17 protein-coding genes and 1 other RNA gene are annotated in these 20,865 nt (G+C 60.3%); 2 read left to right on the forward strand and 16 right to left on the reverse strand.

Going from position 1 to position 20,865, the window contains the following annotated elements:
- Positions 1 to 4: 4 nt before the first annotated feature.
- Together G7Y52_RS08805 and G7Y52_RS08810 are read right to left on the reverse strand one after the other, a co-directional pair.
- The gene (locus G7Y52_RS08805) at positions 5 to 2,695 is read right to left on the reverse strand and encodes a TIGR03960 family B12-binding radical SAM protein (RefSeq protein ID WP_165070539.1); all 2,691 of its coding nucleotides are present in this window, start codon (positions 2,693 to 2,695) and stop codon (positions 5 to 7) included.
- A 144-nt stretch (positions 2,696 to 2,839) separates the two neighbouring features.
- A complete protein-coding gene (locus tag G7Y52_RS08810) occupies positions 2,840 to 3,178 on the reverse strand; it encodes a hypothetical protein (RefSeq protein WP_165070542.1) in 339 nt (112 codons plus the stop codon).
- A 101-nt stretch (positions 3,179 to 3,279) separates the two neighbouring features.
- Here G7Y52_RS08810 and rnc point away from each other — a divergent pair, with 101 nt between their 5' ends.
- The gene (gene rnc, locus G7Y52_RS08815) at positions 3,280 to 4,041 is read left to right on the forward strand and encodes a ribonuclease III (protein ID WP_165070545.1); all 762 of its coding nucleotides are present in this window, start codon (positions 3,280 to 3,282) and stop codon (positions 4,039 to 4,041) included.
- 216 nt (positions 4,042 to 4,257) lie between these two features.
- Here rnc and G7Y52_RS08820 read toward each other — a convergent pair whose 3' ends face one another.
- The 13 genes from G7Y52_RS08820 to G7Y52_RS08880 all read right to left on the reverse strand — a co-directional run bounded on the left by G7Y52_RS08820 (position 4,258) and on the right by G7Y52_RS08880 (position 19,618).
- Entirely contained in the window at positions 4,258 to 5,166 is a 909-nt protein-coding gene (locus tag G7Y52_RS08820; protein ID WP_165070548.1) for a flagellin, read from the reverse strand.
- Positions 5,167 to 5,576: 410 nt separating this feature from the next.
- Positions 5,577 to 7,733, reverse strand: a complete 2,157-nt coding sequence (locus tag G7Y52_RS08825) for a flagellar hook-basal body complex protein (RefSeq protein WP_165070551.1) — start codon at positions 7,731 to 7,733, stop codon at positions 5,577 to 5,579.
- A gap of 71 nt (positions 7,734 to 7,804) precedes the next feature.
- The gene (locus G7Y52_RS08830) at positions 7,805 to 8,641 is read right to left on the reverse strand and encodes a flagellar hook assembly protein FlgD (RefSeq protein WP_165070554.1); all 837 of its coding nucleotides are present in this window, start codon (positions 8,639 to 8,641) and stop codon (positions 7,805 to 7,807) included.
- Between the two features lie 22 nt (positions 8,642 to 8,663).
- The gene (locus G7Y52_RS08835; RefSeq protein WP_165070557.1) at positions 8,664 to 10,574 is read right to left on the reverse strand and encodes a flagellar hook-length control protein FliK; all 1,911 of its coding nucleotides are present in this window, start codon (positions 10,572 to 10,574) and stop codon (positions 8,664 to 8,666) included.
- A 136-nt stretch (positions 10,575 to 10,710) separates the two neighbouring features.
- Entirely contained in the window at positions 10,711 to 12,138 is a 1,428-nt protein-coding gene (locus tag G7Y52_RS08840) for a glycosyltransferase family 9 protein (RefSeq protein ID WP_165070559.1), read from the reverse strand.
- Positions 12,135 to 13,976 (reverse strand): glycosyltransferase, encoded by a 1,842-nt coding sequence (locus G7Y52_RS08845; RefSeq protein ID WP_165070562.1) that lies wholly within the window; start codon positions 13,974 to 13,976, stop codon positions 12,135 to 12,137. Before G7Y52_RS08845 ends, G7Y52_RS08840 begins: the two co-directional genes overlap by 4 nt.
- Positions 13,976 to 15,109: a FapA family protein gene (locus G7Y52_RS08850; RefSeq protein WP_165070564.1), complete on the reverse strand. Its 1,134-nt coding sequence runs from the start codon at positions 15,107 to 15,109 to the stop codon at positions 13,976 to 13,978. The genes G7Y52_RS08845 and G7Y52_RS08850 overlap by 1 nt, the downstream gene beginning before the upstream one ends.
- A gap of 98 nt (positions 15,110 to 15,207) precedes the next feature.
- A complete protein-coding gene (locus G7Y52_RS08855; RefSeq protein WP_165070569.1) occupies positions 15,208 to 15,561 on the reverse strand; it encodes an STAS domain-containing protein in 354 nt (117 codons plus the stop codon).
- A 298-nt stretch (positions 15,562 to 15,859) separates the two neighbouring features.
- On the reverse strand, positions 15,860 to 17,101 hold the full coding sequence (gene ispD, locus G7Y52_RS08860; protein ID WP_165070579.1) for a 2-C-methyl-D-erythritol 4-phosphate cytidylyltransferase: 1,242 nt from the start codon (positions 17,099 to 17,101) through the stop codon (positions 15,860 to 15,862).
- 216 nt (positions 17,102 to 17,317) lie between these two features.
- Positions 17,318 to 17,731, reverse strand: an RNA gene (rnpB, locus tag G7Y52_RS08865) — RNase P RNA component class A.
- Positions 17,732 to 17,879: 148 nt separating this feature from the next.
- On the reverse strand, positions 17,880 to 18,647 hold the full coding sequence (locus tag G7Y52_RS08870; RefSeq protein WP_165070583.1) for a C4-type zinc ribbon domain-containing protein: 768 nt from the start codon (positions 18,645 to 18,647) through the stop codon (positions 17,880 to 17,882).
- Between the two features lie 19 nt (positions 18,648 to 18,666).
- Positions 18,667 to 19,461, reverse strand: coding sequence for a Nif3-like dinuclear metal center hexameric protein (locus tag G7Y52_RS08875; RefSeq protein WP_165070593.1), 795 nt, complete (start codon positions 19,459 to 19,461; stop codon positions 18,667 to 18,669).
- A complete protein-coding gene (locus G7Y52_RS08880; protein WP_165070596.1) occupies positions 19,448 to 19,618 on the reverse strand; it encodes a hypothetical protein in 171 nt (56 codons plus the stop codon). Before G7Y52_RS08880 ends, G7Y52_RS08875 begins: the two co-directional genes overlap by 14 nt.
- Positions 19,619 to 19,720: 102 nt before the next feature.
- Here G7Y52_RS08880 and G7Y52_RS08885 point away from each other — a divergent pair, with 102 nt between their 5' ends.
- A complete protein-coding gene (locus tag G7Y52_RS08885) occupies positions 19,721 to 19,900 on the forward strand; it encodes a hypothetical protein (RefSeq protein ID WP_206215241.1) in 180 nt (59 codons plus the stop codon).
- Here G7Y52_RS08885 and G7Y52_RS08890 read toward each other — a convergent pair.
- Positions 19,882 to 20,691, reverse strand: coding sequence for a phosphoribosylformylglycinamidine synthase subunit PurQ (locus G7Y52_RS08890; RefSeq protein WP_165070616.1), 810 nt, complete (start codon positions 20,689 to 20,691; stop codon positions 19,882 to 19,884). The genes G7Y52_RS08885 and G7Y52_RS08890 overlap by 19 nt on opposite strands.
- Positions 20,692 to 20,865 lie beyond the last annotated feature (174 nt).

The following is a 20,865-nucleotide window of genomic DNA, read 5'->3' on the forward strand; positions in this document are numbered from 1 at the left end:
ATCCTTATGGATAGATTTCCGCGTTGGCAAAAATCTGCGCTGTTTTCAGCAAGTGAAGGCGCGAGCGCAGATCACGGTCGGCGCCCAGTGGTTCAAGAATGGCCATGCTGAGCAACAAGGGCGACAAATAACCGGTACGCCAGTCAGCCACAAATGTCACGGCCTGACCCGCCTCGTTTTCCTTGTCCGCTGCCTCCCGTGAGACAGCCCAATTGCGCAGCAAGGGGCGAATGTCCATACTGCGCGGGCCGTTTTTTGTCTCGCGGCTGTACATCCGGCCCGCCAGCGCGAAGAATTTTTCAAAACAGCATACGGCAGCCTGGTTTTCCCGTTCCGTAGGCAGCCTCAGGCAAAATGCCTCGGCTTCGGCCTGTTCGGTGCGGCGGCTTTTCGCTGTAATTTCAACGCGCGCCAGATCCATGCCCGGCGGCAGCAAGGGCGCGAGACGGGCCGCCACTTCCTTTGGGTCCAGAGCTTTGTGCAAAGTCAACGCAAACCATTCGGCCCGGCTTTGCACCCCCACCGGCAAGGCCCTGCCAAAAGAGAGCAGGGGCAAAGGGTGAAAGCCCTGCGAAAAGGCCAGGGGCAGGCCCGCTCTGCGCAAAGCCCGCTCCAGAATGGCCTGAAGCTCTAATTGGCTCAAATAGGCGCTGCCGCCCATTTTGCTGTGCCATATCCTGTATTGGGCTGCCTTGACGGCAAGCGCGGGGGCAATCTGCGGCGGCCGGTTCGCCTGCGCACGGCAGATCAGGCGGCCCTCGGCGTCGCGCCGGGCCTCATGGGCCTTTTGGTCGCGTTGCGGAAAATTAAGCCTGTGGCCATACCGCGGGATTCCGGCCTCGGCGCCTGTTGCGGAACTTGCCCCGCTTCCTGGCCCGGCTCCGGCCAGCAGCGACGGCCCGGCCTTGGTGTCGCAAGCGCCGCAGTGGCGGCAGGCGCCGTAGCGGCAATCCTCGGTGATTTTGCCTTGCAGGGCGCGGGCGCGCTCGCGCAGCAGAAAGTCCTCCGAGATGCCCGCTTCCAGATGGCTCCAGGGCAGGCTGCCGCCCACTTCGCGCGGGCCGGTGCAGTCTTCGGGCTGTATCCCGCATTCCTCCAGGGCCGCGAGCCAGGGCGCAAGATCGAAACTTTCCATCCAGCTGCAAAAAATCGCGCCCTTGCGGTAGGCTTTTTCCACCACGTCCGCCATGCGGCGGTCAGCCCGCGACAAAATGCCTTCCAGATGGCTCATGGCAGGCTCATGCCAGCGCAGCTTAAGACATTTTTGGCCTTTGAAAAGCGCGCGCACCAGATCCACCCGGCGGCGCATTTCCGCCTGATCGATCTGCGCTTCCCACTGAAAGGGCGTGAACGGCTTGGGCACAAAGGGGGAAAGCGCTGCCGTGACCTGCAAACGCGGGCCGCCGCGCCCCGCGGCATCCCGCACTTTGCGGCAGAGCTCGGCAATGGCGGCCAGATCCTCGTCGTTTTCCGTGGGCAGGCCAATCATGAAATAGAGCTTGACCTGCCGCCAGCCGTGCTCCAGCAGCTTTTGGGCGTGCAAAAGCAGGGCGTCCTCGCTGACGCCTTTGTTGATCACGTCGCGCAGGCGCTGGCTGCCCGCTTCCGGGGCCAGAGTGCAGCCCGTGCGGCGCAAATCGGCCATGCGCTCAATGATCTCGTCGTCAATGGAGCCCACCCGCAGCGAGGGCAGAGAAAGACTGATCTGCTCGCGCGCGCAACGGTCAAGCACGCCGTGGCAGAGCGTCTTCAGGGCGGAAAAGTCGCCTGTGCTCAGGGAGAGGAAGGAGATTTCGTCAAAGCCCGTTTCGCGCAGGCAATCCTGCAGCAAGAAGGCAATATTCTCCAGAGATCGCTCGCGCACCGGGCGGTAGACCATGCCCGCATGGCAGAAACGGCAACCGCGCGTGCAGCCTCTGGCAATCTCCAGGGAAAGGCGGTTGTGCACCGCGCCCACCGGAACAACCTGCCGGGCAGGGTAGGCGGCCTTGTTCAAATCCGTCACAATGCGGCGCGTGGGCCGCGTGTAATCCGCCAGCAAAGCGCGAAGACCATGCCCGGGATCCGCCGGTTCCGGTTCAAACAGGGAGGGAACGTACACGCCGGGCACGAGGCGGGCCTCATGCAGGAGCCGGTCGCGGGTCCAGCCTTTTTCCAAACCTTTTTCCAGCAGGCGCAGCACATCGGGCAGGCTTTCCTCCCCGTCGCCCAGAACCATGAGATCCATGAACGGGGCCAGAGGCTCGGCGCTCAGCAGCGCGCCGCCCCCGGCAATGACCAGCGGGCAGACGCGCAAATCCGGACTGCGATCCGCAGTGCGCAAAGGGATGCCCGCCAGATCGAGCATATAAAGCACGTTGGTGTAACAGAGCTCATGCGTGATGGAAAAGGAAACACAATGCAGATCCGCCAGGGGCGTGTCGGACTCCAGGGTACAGAGCGGGCTGTTGTGCGCCCGCAGCACTGCCCCGGCTTCGCGATCCGGGGCCATGACCCTTTCGGCCCACCAGGCGGGTTCGGCATTGGCGATGCCGTACAGGATTTTCTGACCCAGATACGACATGCCCACTTCATAGGTATCGGGAAAAGCCAGGGCCAGACGCAGGCGCATTGCGGCGGGATCCTTGCGGCAGGCTCCGTCTTCAATGCCGGCAAAGCGGCTGGGCCTGGGCAACAGAGGCAGAAGGGAGCGCATGGTTTTTCCCCGGTCATTTGAGCGTGTGGGATGAAAGAGACGCGGCTTGCGCCTGAGAGGCGGAAAAGCCTGCCGCCGCTTCCGGCACGGGCAGAAAAAAGGCGGCGTTGAGCGCCGCCCGTGAAAAGCTCGAATGTGCCCGAGCTACTTGATCAGCCCGCTGCCGCTGCCCATCGGAGCGGAGCCGAACTGCAGCTTGCCGAGACCGCCCGCCACAGTGAGGTTGGTGATGGCTTCAATATATTTATCCTGAAGCTCCTTGGGCGTATCGGCATAGCGGTAGAGGAAGGTTTTGCCTTCCAGCGTGCCGCTGAAATTGGCTTCAAAAGGATACCCATACGGCAGCATCATCATCTGCACGCCCTGCTGGGTGGGGATGCTCTGGATGGCGGCCACTTCGTTGAGGCAGTCTTTTTCCTGGTCGTATTTGCCGATGACGAGCTCGCCCGTCACCAATTTCATCAAACGAATATCGTAAGCCATGCGTAACTCCTCATAAGTAATTTGCTTTAGGTAGGCACTGGCGCAAGTCATGTCAAGGGATTTTCTGTTGCCATCAGCCGTAAAACGGCTAGATTAGAGGCATGAGAAACAGCCACGCCATCAACGGAGCAAAGGCGGCCGAAGCCCGCGCCGCTCTGGAAAAAAAGCTCGGCCATGTCTTTGATCGGCCTGAATTGCTGGAACTGGCCTTGACGCACAGTTCGTGGTCCAACGAATACGGCATGGGCCAGAAGCACAATGAGCGGCAGGAATTTCTGGGCGACGCGGTTCTGGAACTGTCTGTTTCCTGGGAATTGTTTTGCCGCTTCCCGGAGGCGCGCGAGGGAGAACTGACCAAAATGCGCGCTTTGCTTGTGAGCACGGTGAGTTTGGCGCAACGCGCGCGCGATCTTGGTCTGCACACTCTGATAAAACTGGGCAAGGGCGAGGAAAATCAGGGGGGGCGCAGCCGTGATGCGGTTCTCAGCGACGCGTTGGAGGCGGTGCTGGCCGCGGTGTACGAAGACGGCGGCTATGAGGCTGCCAGGGGGAGCGTGCGCCGCATTTTTGCGGCGCATTGGCCGCAGACGGTCGGAAAGCAGCCCCGGCTGAAAGACAACAAAACGCGCCTGCAGGAAGCGGCGCTGCAACTTTTCAAGGAACGTCCGGCCTATGCGCAGTTGGCCAGCCACGGGCCAGAACATGCCAAAGTTTTTGAAGTTTCGCTGCGCCTGCCTGACGGTCGGGAATTTCTGGCCAGCGGCAGCAGTTGCAAAAAAGCGGAACAGGAAGCCGCGCGCCTTGCCCTGGAGGCGCTGAAAGCCGCTGCAAGCCTTTGTGGCGAACCGGGAACCCAAGCGTAGAGCGGTTTAGCTCATTTCATTAGCAAAACGCTCTAGCAAACCGTTCTGGGCTCAGGCGAAATTTACTTGCGCCGTGAAGCGCCGGAGCGAGCGTTTCAAAAGCACTATGCGCTAAGACGCATATTGCCCGGCGGTTCAGCCGGCTCGCAACCCGGCCCGGGGGCACGGCCCCCGGGCCTCCCGTCTTTGGTCTGCCACAGCCTATGTCGAAATGGCCTAGCCGCCGATGAGCTGCATGGCCATCTTGGGCAGCGAGTTAGCTTGCGAAAGCATGGCTACCGCACTCTGACTCAAAATCTGGGTGCGCACGAATTGCGTCATTTCCGTGGCCACGTCCACGTCCGAAATGCGGGATTCCGCGGCCTGGAGGTTTTCAGCCTGCGTATTCAGGTTGGTGATGGTATTTTCCAGACGGTTTTGCATCGCGCCCAGGTGCGCGCGAATCTTATCCTTGGAAACAATGGCCTGGGTAAGCGCTTCCAGGGACTTTTGCGCGGCTTCCTGGGTGGAAATGGTGCCGCCCGCGCGCAATTCGCCGGTCTCCGGGTCAATGGCCTGATTGCCCACGCCCAGCGCGGAGGCGGTGCTCTGGCCGATTTTAATGTAATAATAATCCTCGGCCGAGTCGTTGCCCGTGCCGAAGTGGACCTTCAGCTTGCCGGTGGCGGTCAGGCCGCTGCCGTCGTGCGTGTTGGAAGAAAGCGTGCCGTCCAGCAGCTTGATGCCGTTAAAGTCCGTGGCGTTGGCGATACGGGTGATTTCCGAGGCCATGGCCTGATATTCGGACTCGATCATCAGACGCTGCGTGGAATCATAGGTGCCGGTAGCGGCCTGTTCGGCCAGCTCTTTCATGCGGACGAGCTTTTCGTCGATGATGCTCAGGGCGCCGTCGGCGGTCTGAATGAGGGAAATGGCGTCGTTGGCGTTGCGCGCGCCCTGCTGCAGGGTGGCAATGTCCGCGCGCTGCAATTCTCGAATGGCCAGACCCGCGGCGTCGTCCGCCGCGCTGTTGACGCGCAGGCCGGTGGAAAGCCGCTGCGTGGATTTGCTCAGTTGCGCGTAATGCGAATTCAGATTTCTGGCCGTGTTGGCGGCCATCATATTATGGTTGATAACCAAAGACATGGGACACCTCCTTCGGGTGGGTTGGCTAAGCTGTGTCCTTGGTATTGCAATCCATGTGCCACCACTATTTTATTATGTATTTTCCAATAGTTATATAAAAAGAGTGCCGGCGGGAAAAATTTTCCCAGGGCTCGCGCTGCAATTTTGACGCGCTGCACCAGGGTGGTGCGGCCGGCTTTTGCCCTCCATCACATCGCGGTTTGCCAAAAGCGGATGCGCTCAACAAAAAACAGAGCGCCGACCCCAATGGTCGGCGCTCCACACGGAAGAAGCCAATGGCAGCGCTATCCCGACGCTGCCTTCTTCATTTGGAAAGGCATTGTCTGCGGCTCGCAAGCCGCGAAGATTTTTTCAAAACCCGTGGGGCGGCTTCACCGCCCCACAGGGCCATGTCAGGCGAGGCGGCGGGCTTACCGCTTCATGCCGATGACGGTTTCCAGCATGGTGTCAACCGTGGTGACGCCCTTGGAGTTGGCCTGGAAACCGCGCTGGGTGGTGATCATCTGCACGAACTCCCGGGCCATGTCCACGTTGGACATCTCGATATAATAGGATTTTGTCTTGCCGAAGCCGTGGCTGCCCGCCACGCCCACGCTGGGCTCGCCCGATTCCCTGGTGGTCGAGAAGAGGTTGCCGCCTTCGCGGTACAGGCCCTGGTAGTTCTGCACATCATAGATGCTGATCTGCCAGAGGGCCAGATTGGCGCCGTTGTCATACTTGCCGTAAATAATGCCGTTTTCATCAATACTGTAGCCGCTCAGGTTGCCCGAGGCATAGCCGTCCTGGGAGGGAGAGCGTGTGACGCCCGTGCCCGCCGCGGCCACGGAGGCGTTTTCACTGCGCTGGGCGGTAGCCATTACCGGCACGCTGTCATTATAGTTCATCTGGCTCACATATCTGGGGGAGCCGTCAGGGTTCACGCCGTTCTGGACCAGATTCGTGTGCAGGCTGGCCAGACTGTTCTTCTGCGAGAGGATCTCAGGGGTAAGCCTGTTGACAGGCTGCGTTCTGGTGACATTGGGATCGGTGATATTAATGGTATGCTGCACCCCGGCATCCATATAATAGTAGCCCGTGCCGTCATGCAGAATCTTTTTAGGGCCGCCATCATTATACGTGCCGTACACATTATCGGCGCCGTCCTTGGTGTAGAAGCCGTACTGATCCCTGAATACCTTAGCGCCACCGGCATCTGTTCCGTAGGAATTGTCCGCCAGGGCGTAGTACCCGTAGCCGTCCGGGTCCACGCCCAGGGACACGTCGCCCGCGGTCACGGGATTGCCGTTGGCGTCCAGGCTCATGGTGTTGGTGACGTTGTTCAGCCAGCTGTTGCTGGTGTTGCGCAGGCCGAAATCCAGCTCAACGATGTAGTTCTGGGCCTGGCTGAAGGGCGTGGTGCCGCCGGGCGTGGTCATGGTTTCGCTCACGCTGTTGGCCAGGGGCTGGCCCGTGAAATTGGGCGTGAACACGGGCAGACCGTTGCTGGACATCCTGGTGGGCTGCCAGGAGTTCTTGTCGTCCGGGTTGCCGGCGTATTGATCGTTAGGGTCCTGGGTGCCCGTGGCCCCGAAAGTGTAGGCGGTCTGGTTGACCATCTCGCCGCTGGCGTTGAAAATCATGACGCCGCTCATGAGCACGCCGGCCTGCTTGTTGGTGCCCGCCACAGGATCGTCATAGAATTTCGTGGGCTCTTTGGTCCAGGTCTTGGTGGCGTCGTTATAGCCCTCGCCGCCGTAGGAACGCATATCCTCGGACGGAGGAATGGTCACCAGATATTCATAGACCGTATAGCCTTCGGGCAGGCCCTTGATGCCGGAGGTTTCCACCCGGTCGTAATAGGTGGTCAGCTCATGCTTGGTGCCGCCTTCGTCATAGACCTTGATGGCGGACTGGGTGGCGTAACCTTCGTTGGGCAGAGGCGGTTCGTTGCCGGCGTTCCACTGATCGAAGAGAGCGGTCAGGGGACTGCCTGTGCTGATGGTCCTGTCCGTGCCTTGATCTGTGGAGAGCTGCATGTTGAAGGTCACATTGGTGGTCTGCTGTGCCGGGATATGCCAACTGTTCAGCACAATGTCCGTGGGGGAGCCGCTGCCCACATAGGCGGATTCGCTCTTGCCGCCCACGGCGGTGGTACCGCCATTGAAGGTAATCTTTTTCTTGTTTTCCACCTCCCAGCCCTGCACCAGCAGGCCCTGGGGATTTTGCAGCTCCCGGTTTTGATTGAAGTAAAAATCCCCGGCGCGGGTGTAGTATTTTCGATCGCTGCCCGGCTTGCGCACCCCGAAAAAGCCGTTGCCGTCAAGGGCCAGATCCGTGGCGGAGTTGGTTGATTCAAAAGAGCCCTGCGAATAATCGCCCAGCACCGCATTGATGCCCACGCCCGCGCCGATCTGGGTGGGGCCGCTGGCGCTGCCGCCGTCCATGTACAAATAATCGTTGAAATCCATGCGCTGGCCTTTGAAGCCGATGGTGCTCACATTGGCGATATTGTTGCCCACCACATTCATTTTGTCGCCGTGCGTGAGCAGGCCGGAAACGCTGGTCCACATGCTGGCTGAGAGACTCATGACTTCCTCCGTATATGTATTGGGATAGTTGTTTTTTCCTGACAGGCGGCTGAAGCCGCCGAATGCTTTACTCAGGCGGCCCTGGCCACGTCGCCGGATTCAGCGCCGCCGGAACCTTCAGGGCCCTCAGCGCCGCCGGAACCCGCCGTATCGCCGGAACCGTCAGCGCCGCCATCACCCGATCCGCCGCCAGTGCCTGAGCCGTCACCGTTGCCATCGTTCTTCACCGGTGGATTGGTGACCTGGCGCACATTGGCCAGAGCCATCAACTGGCCGCCGCTCAGACCGAGGCAGACGATCCCGTTGTCGTTCACCACGCCGGTGACCGTGTCGTCCACCACCTGATCGCAGAGCACGCTTTCGCCCTTGGCGTTGAGCAGGGCGATGTTCACCTGATACACGCCGTCCGGAGCCGCGTCGCCATTGTTGTTCTTGCCGTTCCACTCAAAGGTGTAGGTGACGTTGGCGCTCTTGGGAGGCAGCTTCTCGGAGTACACCACGTTGCCGTCACTGTCACAGACATTGATCTGGCCCGCAGTCACATGGTCCACTGGCGCATAGCGGAAGCTGGAGGTGACAATTCCGTCGGCCTTGCCGATGGTATCGCCGCCGACGCTCACCCGCTTGCCGATATAGGAGGTGGCGTTGATCATCTGCCCGTTGTTGGTGGCGGTGGTCAGGCCATCCATGCTCGTATTCAGGTTCATGAGCTGTTCCAGGCTTGAGAATTGCGCCATCTGGGCAATAAATTCCTTATCCTCCATGGGATTGAGCGGGTCCTGATACTTGAACTGGGTGACCAGGAGCAGCATGAAGGAGTCCTTGTCCAGGGCGCTGCCTTTCTGCTTGCTCAAGGCCTGATTAAACTCAGTGTTGGTTGCGGTAAGAGCCTGATTGATGCTGGACATGCTGTGCTCCCTTCCCTTGTGCTCAGGCCACCACGTGCAAGGCGCGGGTGGAATATCCTGCCGTTTGGCTCAGAGAATGCACAGGCTGTTCCAAATGCTCAATTTCCATATTTCTTGATGAGTTACGCATAGCTGAAAGATTTTTCAGGCGGGCAAGTTCTTCCCGGCGGGCTTCTTCTTCCTGCCAGGAATTGTGCTGATCCAGATCCTGCCACTGGCTGTGGTCGCCCTGCTGCCTGTTTTCAAGCTGGACCTCGATCTTGTCGACCTTGATGCCCTGTTGTTCCAGATTGATGCGTATCGCGTCCAGTTGGCGGGTGACCATTTCCGCGGTTTCGGTTTTTTCCGAGCGGATGCGCGCGCTCACCTCGCCGTTGCGGGCGGTGAGGGTGATGGTGATGGCCCCCAGCTCCTGAGGATGAAGCTGCAAATCCAGACGGGCGCCCCCGCCCTTGAGCGCGGTAAGCAGACCCTGCTCCACCTGCTGCGCCACATGCCTGGAAAGCGACCGGGCGTTTGCGCCGGGCATGTTTTCGGGCGTCGCAGGCGATTCGGCATTGCCCTGAAGCATGGAAAAAAGGACGGAATTGCCGTTACTGCCTGCGGGTTGCGCGGCGTTGGCCTCAATTCTGTGAAGCAGCTCGCTCCATTCCCTGCTCGTGCCCTGTTCGCTGCCTGGGCGGGCCTCGCCGTGGGCCCCTTCATTGCCCAGGCCCGCGACATAGCCGGTTTTGCTTTGCGCGCTGTGGCCGCTCTGAACAAAATCCGCGTTTTCGACACTGGGATTGTTGCGGCTGTTGGCGGCGCTTTCGGCATTGGAAGCCGCGCGCGCAGAGGCTTCGGCAGTTTGCCCGGCCATTGGCTTTGCAGCCCGGTTGTTTTTCCCGCTTGTGCCCGCATCGCCCAGAGCCGCGCTTTGGCTTTGGTCAAGCTTTCTGCCGATGGCTTCGTCCCGCGCCTCCGCGTCGTCGGGATTTGCCGACTCCCGACCGCTTTGCAAGGTCTGATCGAGAATTTCCCGGCTTTTTTTCTCCACTGTCCTGTTGATCAGGATCTTGCTTTGCTCGGCTTCGCGATTGCGCAGGGCGGCGGCGGCCTTTTCCTTTTCCATGCGGTTGCGGGCCTTGCTGATGATCGGCTTGAGCGTCTGCTCCAGCGCGGCATCCAGCTTTTGGCGTTGGGCCGCCTCCTCGGCGAACTGCGCGGCCGCCGGGGCCATAAGATGTGCAAACTGCGCGCTTGTGCCGATCAGGGTCTGCTGATTGCCGAAGCTGTTTGCCAGAGTTTGCAGGCTGTTTTGGTTGAGGCCCAGGCCCCTGCCCAGGGCAAGCGCTTCGTCCCGGCTGATTTCAATGCCTTCGGCCGAAGCAAGAGAGGCAAAGGTTTCCGAGATCAGGCCAAGCGCGGCCGAACCGTTGCCATCCCGCATGAGTTGCAGGGCCTGCGCCGAAAGATCGCCGGTGGGATCGATTTTTCCCAGCAGAGCGGTAATGTTTGTAATGTCTTCATCGCTCAGGTCGGACGGATCGCCGTACGCCTGGAGGCTGGCCAGGACCTGGGCCAGGGTCGCGCCGTCGGGCTGGTCGGCCAGCACATCGAATTTTTTCAGGCTTTGGGCGGGCGCGCCCACTTTGATCAGCTCCCGGCGCAGCTCAAGAAGCTCGTTTTTGGTAAAGCAGACTTCATCCAGCGTATAGGTCACGCCGTCAACGCTGTTGCGGCTGTAGGGGCCTTGCACCAGCGGTCTGGCCTGCTCCCCGGAATCCGCCAGAGCCGTGTCCACCGAGCCGGATTGCCCGCGCTGTACGCTCTCAATGGCTTCATGGATGGATTGCAGAAAATCGGCGTAAGGAGAATCGCCTTGCGAGCTTTGAGCCGCATTGCTCCAAAGATCCGAACCGAAACCGGCGCTGCTGGCGGGAATAATTTGCATCTTCGCACTCCTTGCAGGCCTGAGTATTCAAGGAGTGTTCCAAAAAGAAAAAGCGATGGATTCCAGTAAGATAACAGAGGTTCTCAGAAGGATAGGCAAGACTTGCCTATTGCGTGAAGCCGGGGGCGCAAAGGGCTTATTTTTGCGAGGCAAACAGCCCGCAGAGCGCGGTCAGGCGATCCACGGCCGTTTGCCAGCCGGTGGGGGCATAGTCGGCATTTTGCAGAAACATATGCAGATGCCCGGCAAAAAGACGCAGCAAAGGCGGCTCCGCGCGCCAGAATGTCGCGGGCAAGGCCGGGCTGCGGCGTTTGAGGTGCGCGGCGCATTGGGCGCAGAGGCGTGCAAAGCCGCTGCCCAGGCGATGGGCGAGCGCCGGGAAGGAGTTCTGCAGGTTGCTCAGGCGTTGTTGCGCCAAAGCCCGCAAGGAAGGATCATAGAGGAATAAAAATGCGGCCTGCCAGAAGTCCTCCAGCAGGGGGCGGCAGGATACGGCCTGCCTGTTCTGAGCCCCGGCGCGTTCAAGCGTGTGCAGGCCCAGGCAATCCCGGCCCGTGCGGTACAGGGCCAGGCCCGCAGGCTCGCGCAGCCCCGAGGCTGCGGAGGGGATGGCCGGAGATTTGTTCACAAGAGCCAAGGCCACGTCTGCCACGGCAGAGGGGGTAAAAGCCTGCTTGCAATAGAGCCTGGCGCGTCGGCATTGCCAGCAGCCCACGCAACTCATCCTGGCGCGCAGCACCCATTGGCCGGGCGAGGAGGGGCCGGTTTCCCGGGCATGTACCGGGCCCATGGAGAGGTTAAGCACCGGAACGCCCAGCCAGTCGGCCAGATGCATGGGCCCGGTATCCGGCGTGACGCACAGATCCAGGGTTTGCAAGACCTCGGCCACTTCTCTGAGCGAGAGGCGACCGCAAAGATTGGCTCCTCCAAGACCTGAAAGCCTGGCGACCTCTCGCCCCAGCCCGATCTCGGCAGGACCGCCCAGAAAAACCGGCGTTGCGCCCGCTTTTGCCAGTCGTGCGGCCAGCCGCGCCCAAAAGGCGGCGTCGGGGCGCTTGGCCGCCTCGCTGGCTCCGAGGATCAGGCCCACCCGCCCCGTGCCCGCGCCTTTGGGCAGCGAATGCCCCACATCCGTCAGCCTGGCCGTGGGAGCCAGATCCAGCAGGGAGAGATCGGACCAATGAAAAGCGTTGTTGTGGTTATTCTGGGTCAAGGCGGTTCGATAGAGCTGCCAATAGCCAAAGACGTGCAGGCCGCCGGGCAGGGCGGCCGCGCCTATTTTACGGCCGGCCTCAAGCCGGGCCAGGCAGGCGCTGGCCTCTGGGCGCCCGCTGAGGTTCACGGCCGCGGCATACCGGCCGCGAGCCAGGGCAGGGCAGTGCTGCGGCGGAAAAAAGACGGCTTCCGGCGCAAGCGGCATGAGCTCCCGAAAAAATTGCGGCTCCGCGACTACCCAGACAGGATGCCCGGGCCAACGCTGTTTGAGCCGGGTGAGCAGCGGAAAGGTGAGAATCAAATCCCCCATGCGCTGCAATTGCAGAACCAGCAGCGGATCCGCGCTCATGCGGGAGCCTTGCCGCCCGGCCTGCGGGCCGCATCCGGGGCAGCGGCCGCCAATGCCGCCGCCCCCCTGGTCCGGCTTGCTGTTTTACCTGAAGAAAGGCCGCGCGCCCCGGGGGTTCCGTATACCCGGCGCATATGTTCAAGCATTTCCTGAAGTCTGTGTTCCCAGGTATGGCAGGCGAGCACGCGCTTGCGCGCAGCCTCACTAAGCCTGCGGCGCTCCTGGGGATGGGCGAGATAGTGGCGCGTCAGATCCGGGATTTCTTCGGGAGCATGGTAGCAGGCCATCTCGTCCGGCGCAAAGAGCTGTTCCATCTGCGGACGCCAGTCCGTGAGCACAAAGCCCCCGGCGGCGGGCACGTCAAAAACGCGCTGGTTCACGGCTCCTTTCATCTGCTTGCTGGTGCAGTTGAAATTGATTGAAGAATGTCCATAAAATAAAGGGAGCTGGGTATAGTAGCTCAAGGCGTCCAGATAGCGGGGCTGGCGGGCCTCATGCCGGAATTCGATTTTCCAGCCGCTGTCGCCCACAAGCAAAGGCCGGAAAGGGAGGAGCTTGCGCACGCAGCCGTTACGGTACAGGCGCGTGGCCTGCCAGGTGATTGCCGTTTCATAGGCCAGCCGGGCTTCATTGTCCGGCAGGGCGGCATAGCGCGCATGGACCTCGGGAAAGGATTCACGCAGAAAATCCGATACCGATCGCTGCTCGCTCTCCATGAAAGCCCGGGAAACAGTGCGGAAAGGCAGCAGCAGGCCGCGCGGAAAACGGCCGTTTTTCAGACGACCGCCCACCTTGTAGAGCATGGAATTGCCCACAAAGGAAACGTCTGCCTTCCAGGCATCAGGCACGGACGCGGCGGCACGCGGCGCGAAGCGTTGCGGGTCCGTGCCCAGGGGCAAATAGAAAACATGCTCAAAGCCCGCGCGCCGCAAGCTTTCGATGTTGTCGGCGTCCCAGGTGAACAGAGCGGCCCAGGGGCTGACGCAGCGCGCGTACAAGTGGATGATCAGATGCGGATTGTCCACGAACCAGGAAGCCAGCGGCAGTTCAAGGCGCGCCAGAAGATCCATGAGCACGCCTTCCACATCCACGCCCATGTGATTGAGCGTCACGCAGCAATCGGGCTTGAATTCAAGAACGACTTCAAGCAACTGTTGCACAAAATCCGTATGGGCAAGGTTGTCGCTTCCAAGGGTGACGAGCCTGTGCTCAAGCCCCAGTTTGCGGCAGGCTCCCTCCAGCTCGCCCATCAGGAAATATTTGCTGGTCAACAGCAGCACGCGGGGCCTGGCGCTGCGAAAGCGCGGCTGCACAACGCGGCCCCAGAAGTCATAGCGGGCGCTGGCAGCGAGTGTGTCGCGCAGCCCGCCGTAGTATGCGCGGTCCAGACGCAGATAGAAGGGCAGGGCCACGGGCAGCAGGCGTTTGCCGCCATGCTGCATCTGCCAGCGCGTCAGGTCCCTGAGCGCGTCCTGCAAAGAGGCCGCGTCCACCAGCAGCACGCGTTGCCGCAACCTTTCAGGCAGTCCGGACAACACGCCGGTGAGCCGTTGCAGGGGCTGTTCTTTTTCAACAACAGCAACAGGCCCCTGGGATCTTTCAAGTATCAGATGAAGAGCATGCCCCATGCCCGCGCCCAGAAGCACCGGCAGGCTGTCGCGCCATTGCTCCGGCGCAATGCTCCCAACGCACGCCTTTTCCCGCTCCGGGCCGCCCGGCGCCAGCATGGCGAAGCGGCGGCCCGCAACACAGGCAATGACATCCGCGGGCCGTCCTGCGGGCTTGCCCTCTGGCCCGCGGCAGACAGCCTCAAAAAGCGGCTCTGCTTCCGGCTTCATTATTTTTTGCCCTTGGCAGCGGCAGGCGGCAGAGGTTCCACTATGATGTCGTCATAGCTCAAGCGGAAAAGCACATTTTCATATGGCCGCTCAACCAGCATAAACGCCTGGCCGATGGAAATCTCCACTCCGGGGAAAACCTTGCCCGGCACCATCAGGCGGCAGTTCTGCATGTAATTTTCATCAAGATGCAGCTTGGCCCCCAACTCAGCGCGCCGTTGCATCAACTGTTCACGCTGCCTGGTCAGGCGGGCCAGCTTCTGGCTGGCTTCCCCGGCGTCGGGCGGCAAATGACCGACCACGGCCCTGAGATGCGTAATGGCTTGGGACTGGCTTGCAATAATGCCGTCAATCTTTTCCAGGTGCCGGATTCTCGCGGGATCATACCCGAGATATACTTTGGTGGAAATGGCGGCCTTGTTGCCCAGTTGCTTGCCCACATACACGCTGCCGTACGCATTGATGGCGCTGCCGTAAACCTGATCGCGCACCACCATGCTGGCTCCGGCGTAGACCGTGGAGTACAGGCAGTATTTCGCAACAACCATGTTGCCGCGGGTGCGGGCCTCGACTTTTTCAAGAAAAGGCGCGAGCAGCTTGCCTCCGGCGTCCACCAGGCAGTGCTGCCCGGCGCCGCCGCGGGCGCCTCCGTCCAGCATCAGATCGCGGCGGGCGCGCACAACCCCGCCTTCAACCATGCCCATGATCCGGATGTTGTTGGCCTGCACGGAAAAGCCTGCCCGCACGGAGCCGTGCACGGCCATATCGCCCACAAAAAAGATGTTGCCGGTCTGAAAGCTTATATCCTGCCGAACATTGAGCAGGCATTTGACCGTGATTCTGTCTTCATCATAAAAGACATAGCCATTGGCCGCGGCAAGCAGATAGTTGGGATGCGCGGGATCCACGCGCGTATTGATGCCCGCAGGCAATACAGGTTTCTGCAGCACATACCGGGGGTCGGGGTTGGGGCCGGCTCCTTCCAGGGGGATGATTTCAGCCAGAACCTGGCCGTCAATCACATTCTGCACATAGCCGAGGCAGTAAATGTTCGAAGAGTCGCCTTCCCCGCACGGTTTGAGGTGAAGGTGATCAAAGTCGGGATTGAAATAATGCCGCAAATAGTATTGCACGCTGCCCCCTCCGTCTGCGTTGCAAAAACTGCCGCCGCCGGTTTGCCGCTCAAGCCCGTGGGGCACAGCCGACATGCCGGCCTTTTGCGCCAACGCTTTTATTCCGCCGCATTGGGGATATAGCCATTCAGTTCTTCCTCACTTTCAAAGGTGGGGAAAAAACCTTCTATCTCCGCTTTTTTCAAAAGTTGTGCCACCTGTGGGGAAGGAGTAAGAAGGATCAGCCTGCGCCCCATATTGCGGACTTTCGTACTCTCGCTTACCAGAACGCCCAGCCCGGACGTATCCACCCGTTCGATGCGGCTGAGATCAAGCACTATTTGCGATACGTCGGGCGCCAGCAGATATTGATCCAGTTCCTGGTTGAGCTGAGCCACGTCAGCCAGCAACATGTCGCCGGACAGGCGCACTATGGTTACATCTGTGTGAGACTCTGCAAGCAAAGTAAACATGGCTGAGCCTCCTGCGCAGTCAGGTCACAGCACGTGTTGAAAATTCTGCGGCTCTCAGGTTCATGCCTGCGGGACCGTGCCTGATTTCTTGCCGCGAGTTTGCTGAAGGATACGCTGTTGCGGCAAGATTCGTCAACAGCTCCGCAAAACGCGCATATTTTGCCGGGGCTTGCAGGATATTTCGCGCACAGTAGAGCGGTTTGCCAATGAAATTAGAGCATTTTCTCTTAAGGTAATCTGCTCTAAAGTCTGCGCGGCGTTATGGCGTCGGCGTGCATGGGCGGCCTTTTTGCGGCAATCAGAAATCGCGGCCGCAGGACGCGGCATGCGACCGGGGCAGGGGAGCGGCCAGCGCGCTGACCACGGCGTAGGCCTTGATGCCTTCGACCCGGCCGGTAAAGCCGAGCCTCTCTTCGGTGCTGGCCTTGAGATTGACCTGCTCCTTGGGCAACTCCAGGAGGCGGCACAGATTTTTGCGTATTTCTTCGCGAAACGGAGCAAGGCGGGGAGCTTGCGCCACGATTGTCAGATCCGCGTGCTCAAGCGTCAGCCCGGCAGCGCGGGTCATTTCCAGAACCCGATCCAGCAGAATGGCCGATGAAATGCCTTCAAAGCGGGCGTCAGTGTCGGGAAAGTGGCAGCCGATGTCGCCCAGGCCCGCGCAGCCCAGAAGCGCGTCCATCAGCGCATGCAAGAGCACATCGCCGTCCGAATGGGCCAGAACCTCCGGCGCGCCCGGAATGAGCACGCCGCCCAGTTTCAGTGGACGGCCCGCGCCATAGCGATGCACGTCGTAGCCCATGCCCACGCGCGGCCGGAGCGGCATTTGCGGAGCCTGCAGCAACGCCATGTCCTCGGGATATGTGATTTTCACGTTGGTCGCCTCACCGGGAATAATCCGCACCTCCTGGCCCAGAGCTTCGATCAGCGAGGCATCGTCAGTGACGGCCAGGGATTTGTGGAGCGCGTGCTGGTGCGCCTGGCGTAAAAGCGCCAGATCAAAGCCCTGCGGCGTTTGAACGGCTGCCAGCCGCTCCCGGGGCAGAGTTGCGGTCACGCGCCCGTCCTCAACCAGCTTGATAGTATCAGTGACAGGCAGGGAGGGAACCACCGCGCGCGCTCCACGGTGCAACTCTTCGCAGACGCTCCGCACCAGCGCAGGGCTCAAAAATGGCCTGGCCCCGTCATGAATCAGCACAAAACGCGCGCGCAGGGGAAGGGCGGCAAGACCCAGGCGCACGGAATCCTGGCGCTGTCTGCCGCCTGCGACCGCCAGGCAGGGCAAGCCCAGGTCTTCGCTGCGGCAGAGAGCGCGCAGTTGCTCCTCGGCGTGCGCAAGTTGATTTTCAGGAAAAACAACAACCAATCCGGCCACAGCGGCGCTGCGGCTCATGGCGCGGGCGGCGTGCCAATAGAGCGGCGCGCCGCGCCAAGGCAGAAACTGTTTGGCGCATCCGGCGGTGACGGCGGACAGGCGGCTGCCTTGTCCGGCCGCCAGAATCAGGGCCCACGGCTTTTCCTGCGGAGAAGTAACGGACATGGCGCGGCCTTTGCGGCTGAAGGGTGGATTCTCTGAGGGCCGCCGGTCAATGGGGCCAAATCGGATTTCACACGGCTGTACAGCCGGCATCTATTCCTCTGAACAGGATAAGGACCGGTGCAGAGCGCGCAATGTTCCTCAGGCCATCACCTCACAGGGCTGTCTCCAAACCGGTTTTATCCAATCCAACACGTTCTGCAAAATATCTTTTTTTTCAGCGGGAGCCGGACGATAAGCCGGGTTCTGTCATGCGGCAAGCCGCATCTGACCGTCATTCCTCTAGGAGCGCAGTTGCCCGCGCCCTCAAGCAACCTACCCGGAAGGCTGTGGCCGGGCCGACCGCCTTCCCTATTTGGTCTTGCTCCGAACGGGGTATGCCGAGCATGCCGCGTCGCCGCGGCATCTGGTGGGCTCTTGCCCCACCGTTTCACCCTTACCCCGCGCCCAAATCCGCAGGGAGGCCAGAAAAAGGTCTGGCGTCCTTCGTGCCGTTTTGGGTGCGGGGCGGTTTGCTTTCTGTGGCGCTTTCCGAGGGTCGCCCCTCCTGGGTGTTACCCAGCGTCCTGCCCTGTGGAGCCCGGACTTTCCTCTCCGGGCGCAATGGCCCGCAGCGACGGTCTGTCCGACTCCCGCATTTTTTTACAGCGTGTCAGAGATCGTTCTCTCCTCTCGGCGAAGCGCCTTGCAAAGCATGCCGTTTTTGCAACGCGGCCGCGCAAGGGGAGGGCAGCAAAAGGCACGTCATGGCGCGGAATCGGCCTGCACAATGACAGATGCGTCAATCGACGGGAGCAGTCACTTCAGGCGCTTCTTCAGGCATGCTGAAATGCTCGCACCAGAAAATAAGACGCTGGCAGTTGGGGCAACTCAGAATCTGCTGACCACGCTGCAACTCAATAAAGGACTGCGGCGGCACGGCAATATTGCAGCCCGAGCAAACGCCGTCTTTGACGGCGACAATCACGGGATGCTCCAGGCGCACGCGAATGAACTCATAGCGCATGAACACGGGCTGAGGAATGAGCTTGCTGACCTGGCTGCGCTTTTCATTCAATTCTTCCAGATTGTCCTTGGCCTTGCGGAGTTTTTCCTCCAGGCCGTCGCGCTTTACTTCAAGTTCTGCCTTAAGGGCAGAATAGTCGCGATCAATTTCGGCCAGCGCGTCATTTTGCAACTGCAACTCTTCCAGAAGAGTCATTTTTTCTTCTTCCCGAGAGCGGTTGACTTTTTCCATGCTGTCCATCTCACGCATCATGGCATGGTATTCGCGTGTATTGCCCACTTGCATGAGCTTGTTCTTGCTCTTTTTGATTCGGGCGGAGTCGTCGTCGATTTCCAGAGAAAGTCGTTTTTGCTGTTCCTGCAAGTGCGCGAGTTTATCCAGCACGCGGTTGCGCTGCGCATCGGCTGCTTCAAAACGCTGCTCCAGTTCCTCAAGGTCACGAGGGGCGCTCTCCAGTTCCTGCCGGACGGCAAAAATGGCGTCATCGACCTTTTGCAATTCCACCAACTGCTTTATCTGATCAAAATACAAGGCACTGCTCATACCATAAACCTCCTGGGAGTCATGACACAACAAGCGGGCGCAGCGGAGACCTGGAAGGCACGAAAAAAATTTCCAAAGGCTCAAGACGCTCCCGCAGCAAACGACACATGCGGCGCATCATTTCTTCTTCAAGGCTGTGATGCCCGACATCAAGCGTGGAAATTTCAGCCGCAAGCGCCGTGTGGTATTTCACGTCGCCGGTTATAAAAAGCCCGGCCCCGGCCACGCGCGCTGCGGGCAGCAGGGAAGAACCCGAACCCGTGCAATAGGCCAGACGTCTGATCGTTCCCGGCGTTGGGCCGCACAGAGCGGCTGTGGACAAGTCCAGGTGACGGGCCAGGATTTTCACAATTGCTTCAAAGCCGAGGGGGGAGGGCAGATCGCCGGCCAGACCGAAGCCGAGAGGAAGCGTATTGCCGAAAGGCTGCCCGCTTGTCGGCTCCAGCACCGCGAGATTGCGCAACTCAAGCTCCTGAGCCAGCCAGCCGGCCGGTCCGCGCCCGTTGACATCCAGGGAGGTATGCGCCGCATAGAGCGGCACATCGGCCACCAGCAGGAGGCGCAAAACCTCGTGGTAGTCGTCCAGCCGAGCGGGCAATACCGGCGTAAGCAGCAGAGGATGGTGACTGAGAATGCACTCTGCGCCCAGCTCAAGGGCATTGCGTACGGAAGAGGGCGTAGGATCCAGGCAGACGGCCAGAGCCGCGACATCCTCGCGCCGGGCAGCTACCTGCAGGCCTGAGCGATCCCAGGACGCTGCCGCGGCAAGAGGCGCAATTTTTTCAATGGCATTAATTATTTCAATAAGTTGCATCAATATTGCCTTTACTAAAAAAGGCACTTTCTTGCCTTGGGCAGAGAAAGCGCCTTGCAAAATCATCCGGCGTACTCAAAGAAACAGAAACTTGCGGCAATAGTGTTCGCACCTTGCAGAGGGCGGCGCGCGAATTTGCTTCGGATTCACGCGACATTGGTTTTACTCCATCTAGCTGCTAATCTGAGAAGATTAGCCCAAAGAAAGAATTTTGTCAACGGGCGAGGGGCGTTGCCACTGCCGCTTTGCGTCAACCGCTTTGGAATGCTGCGGGCTGCGGCTAGAGCATTTTCACTTTGAAAATGCTCTGCTGACGCGAAAGCGGCAGCCGCCGCAACGCGGCGTACATTCAGGCGAAAACCGCGTTTTTCGCCTGAATGCCACCTTTGACTTTCATAAAAAGTCAAAGGTAATCTTGCGCTACTGGCCGCGCAAATAACGCACCGCATTGACAAAAAGCAGCGTTCCGGGCGGATCCAGCTCGCCTCGCGTCCAGGCAGGGTGATTTGTCACATGGTGAAAGGCTTCGGGGTGAGGCATGAGCCCCAGAATACGGCCGGAAGGATCGCTCAGCCCTGCAACGGCAAGGATCGAACCGTTGGGATTAAGCGGATACTCCTGGGTAGGTTTGCCGGTTTCGGGATCTACATACTGCAGAGCGATAAGCTGTTCTGCCTGCAGGCGGCGCAGACAGTCCTCATTCTCGGGAACCAGCTTGCCCTCGCCGTGGCGGACGGGCATGGCCAGCATGGGCAGCCCCTTTGTAAAAACACAGGGGCTTTGGGGGTTGGGCAGCAAGTGCACCCAGCGATCCTCGTAACGCGCGGAATCGTTGTGCCCGAGGGAAACCTGACGCTCAAAACGCACGCCGCCCAGGGCGGGCAGCAGGCCCAGTTTGACCAAAAGCTGAAAACCGTTGCAGATGCCTAAAATCAACTTTCCCTGATCCAGAAAATCCCGCAGATGTTGCAGGAGCGGCGTGCCGGCTGCATCCTTGAGATACCGCCAGCGCATTGCCGCAGCCTGGGCCGCGCCCAGGTCATCGCCGTCCAGAAAGCCGCCGGGAAAGATCAAAAAATCATACTCGGACAAACGTACCCTGGCGGCGACCAGATCGGAAAAATGCACCACATCGGCCCTGTCGGCCCCGGCCAGGCGCGCCGTGTGCGCGGTTTCCAGATGCGAATTGACGCCGTAGCCGGTGATTACCAATACGTTGACCGTGGCCATGCCGGTGGAGCCTCCTTGAAGATCTTCGGAAAACAGCAGCACGGCATACACAGCCGTCTGAAAACGCGGAGCGCCGCTGCCAGGGGCGAGAAAGGCGACCGGGATGACGGCCGCGCCTTGCTGAAAAAGGGAAAAATACACTACGTAGCTTGCGTTGCGTAGTCAATGCTAGCC

The sequence above is a fragment of the Desulfovibrio sp. ZJ200 genome (assembly GCF_011039095.1).
Taxonomy (GTDB): domain Bacteria; phylum Desulfobacterota; class Desulfovibrionia; order Desulfovibrionales; family Desulfovibrionaceae; genus Desulfovibrio.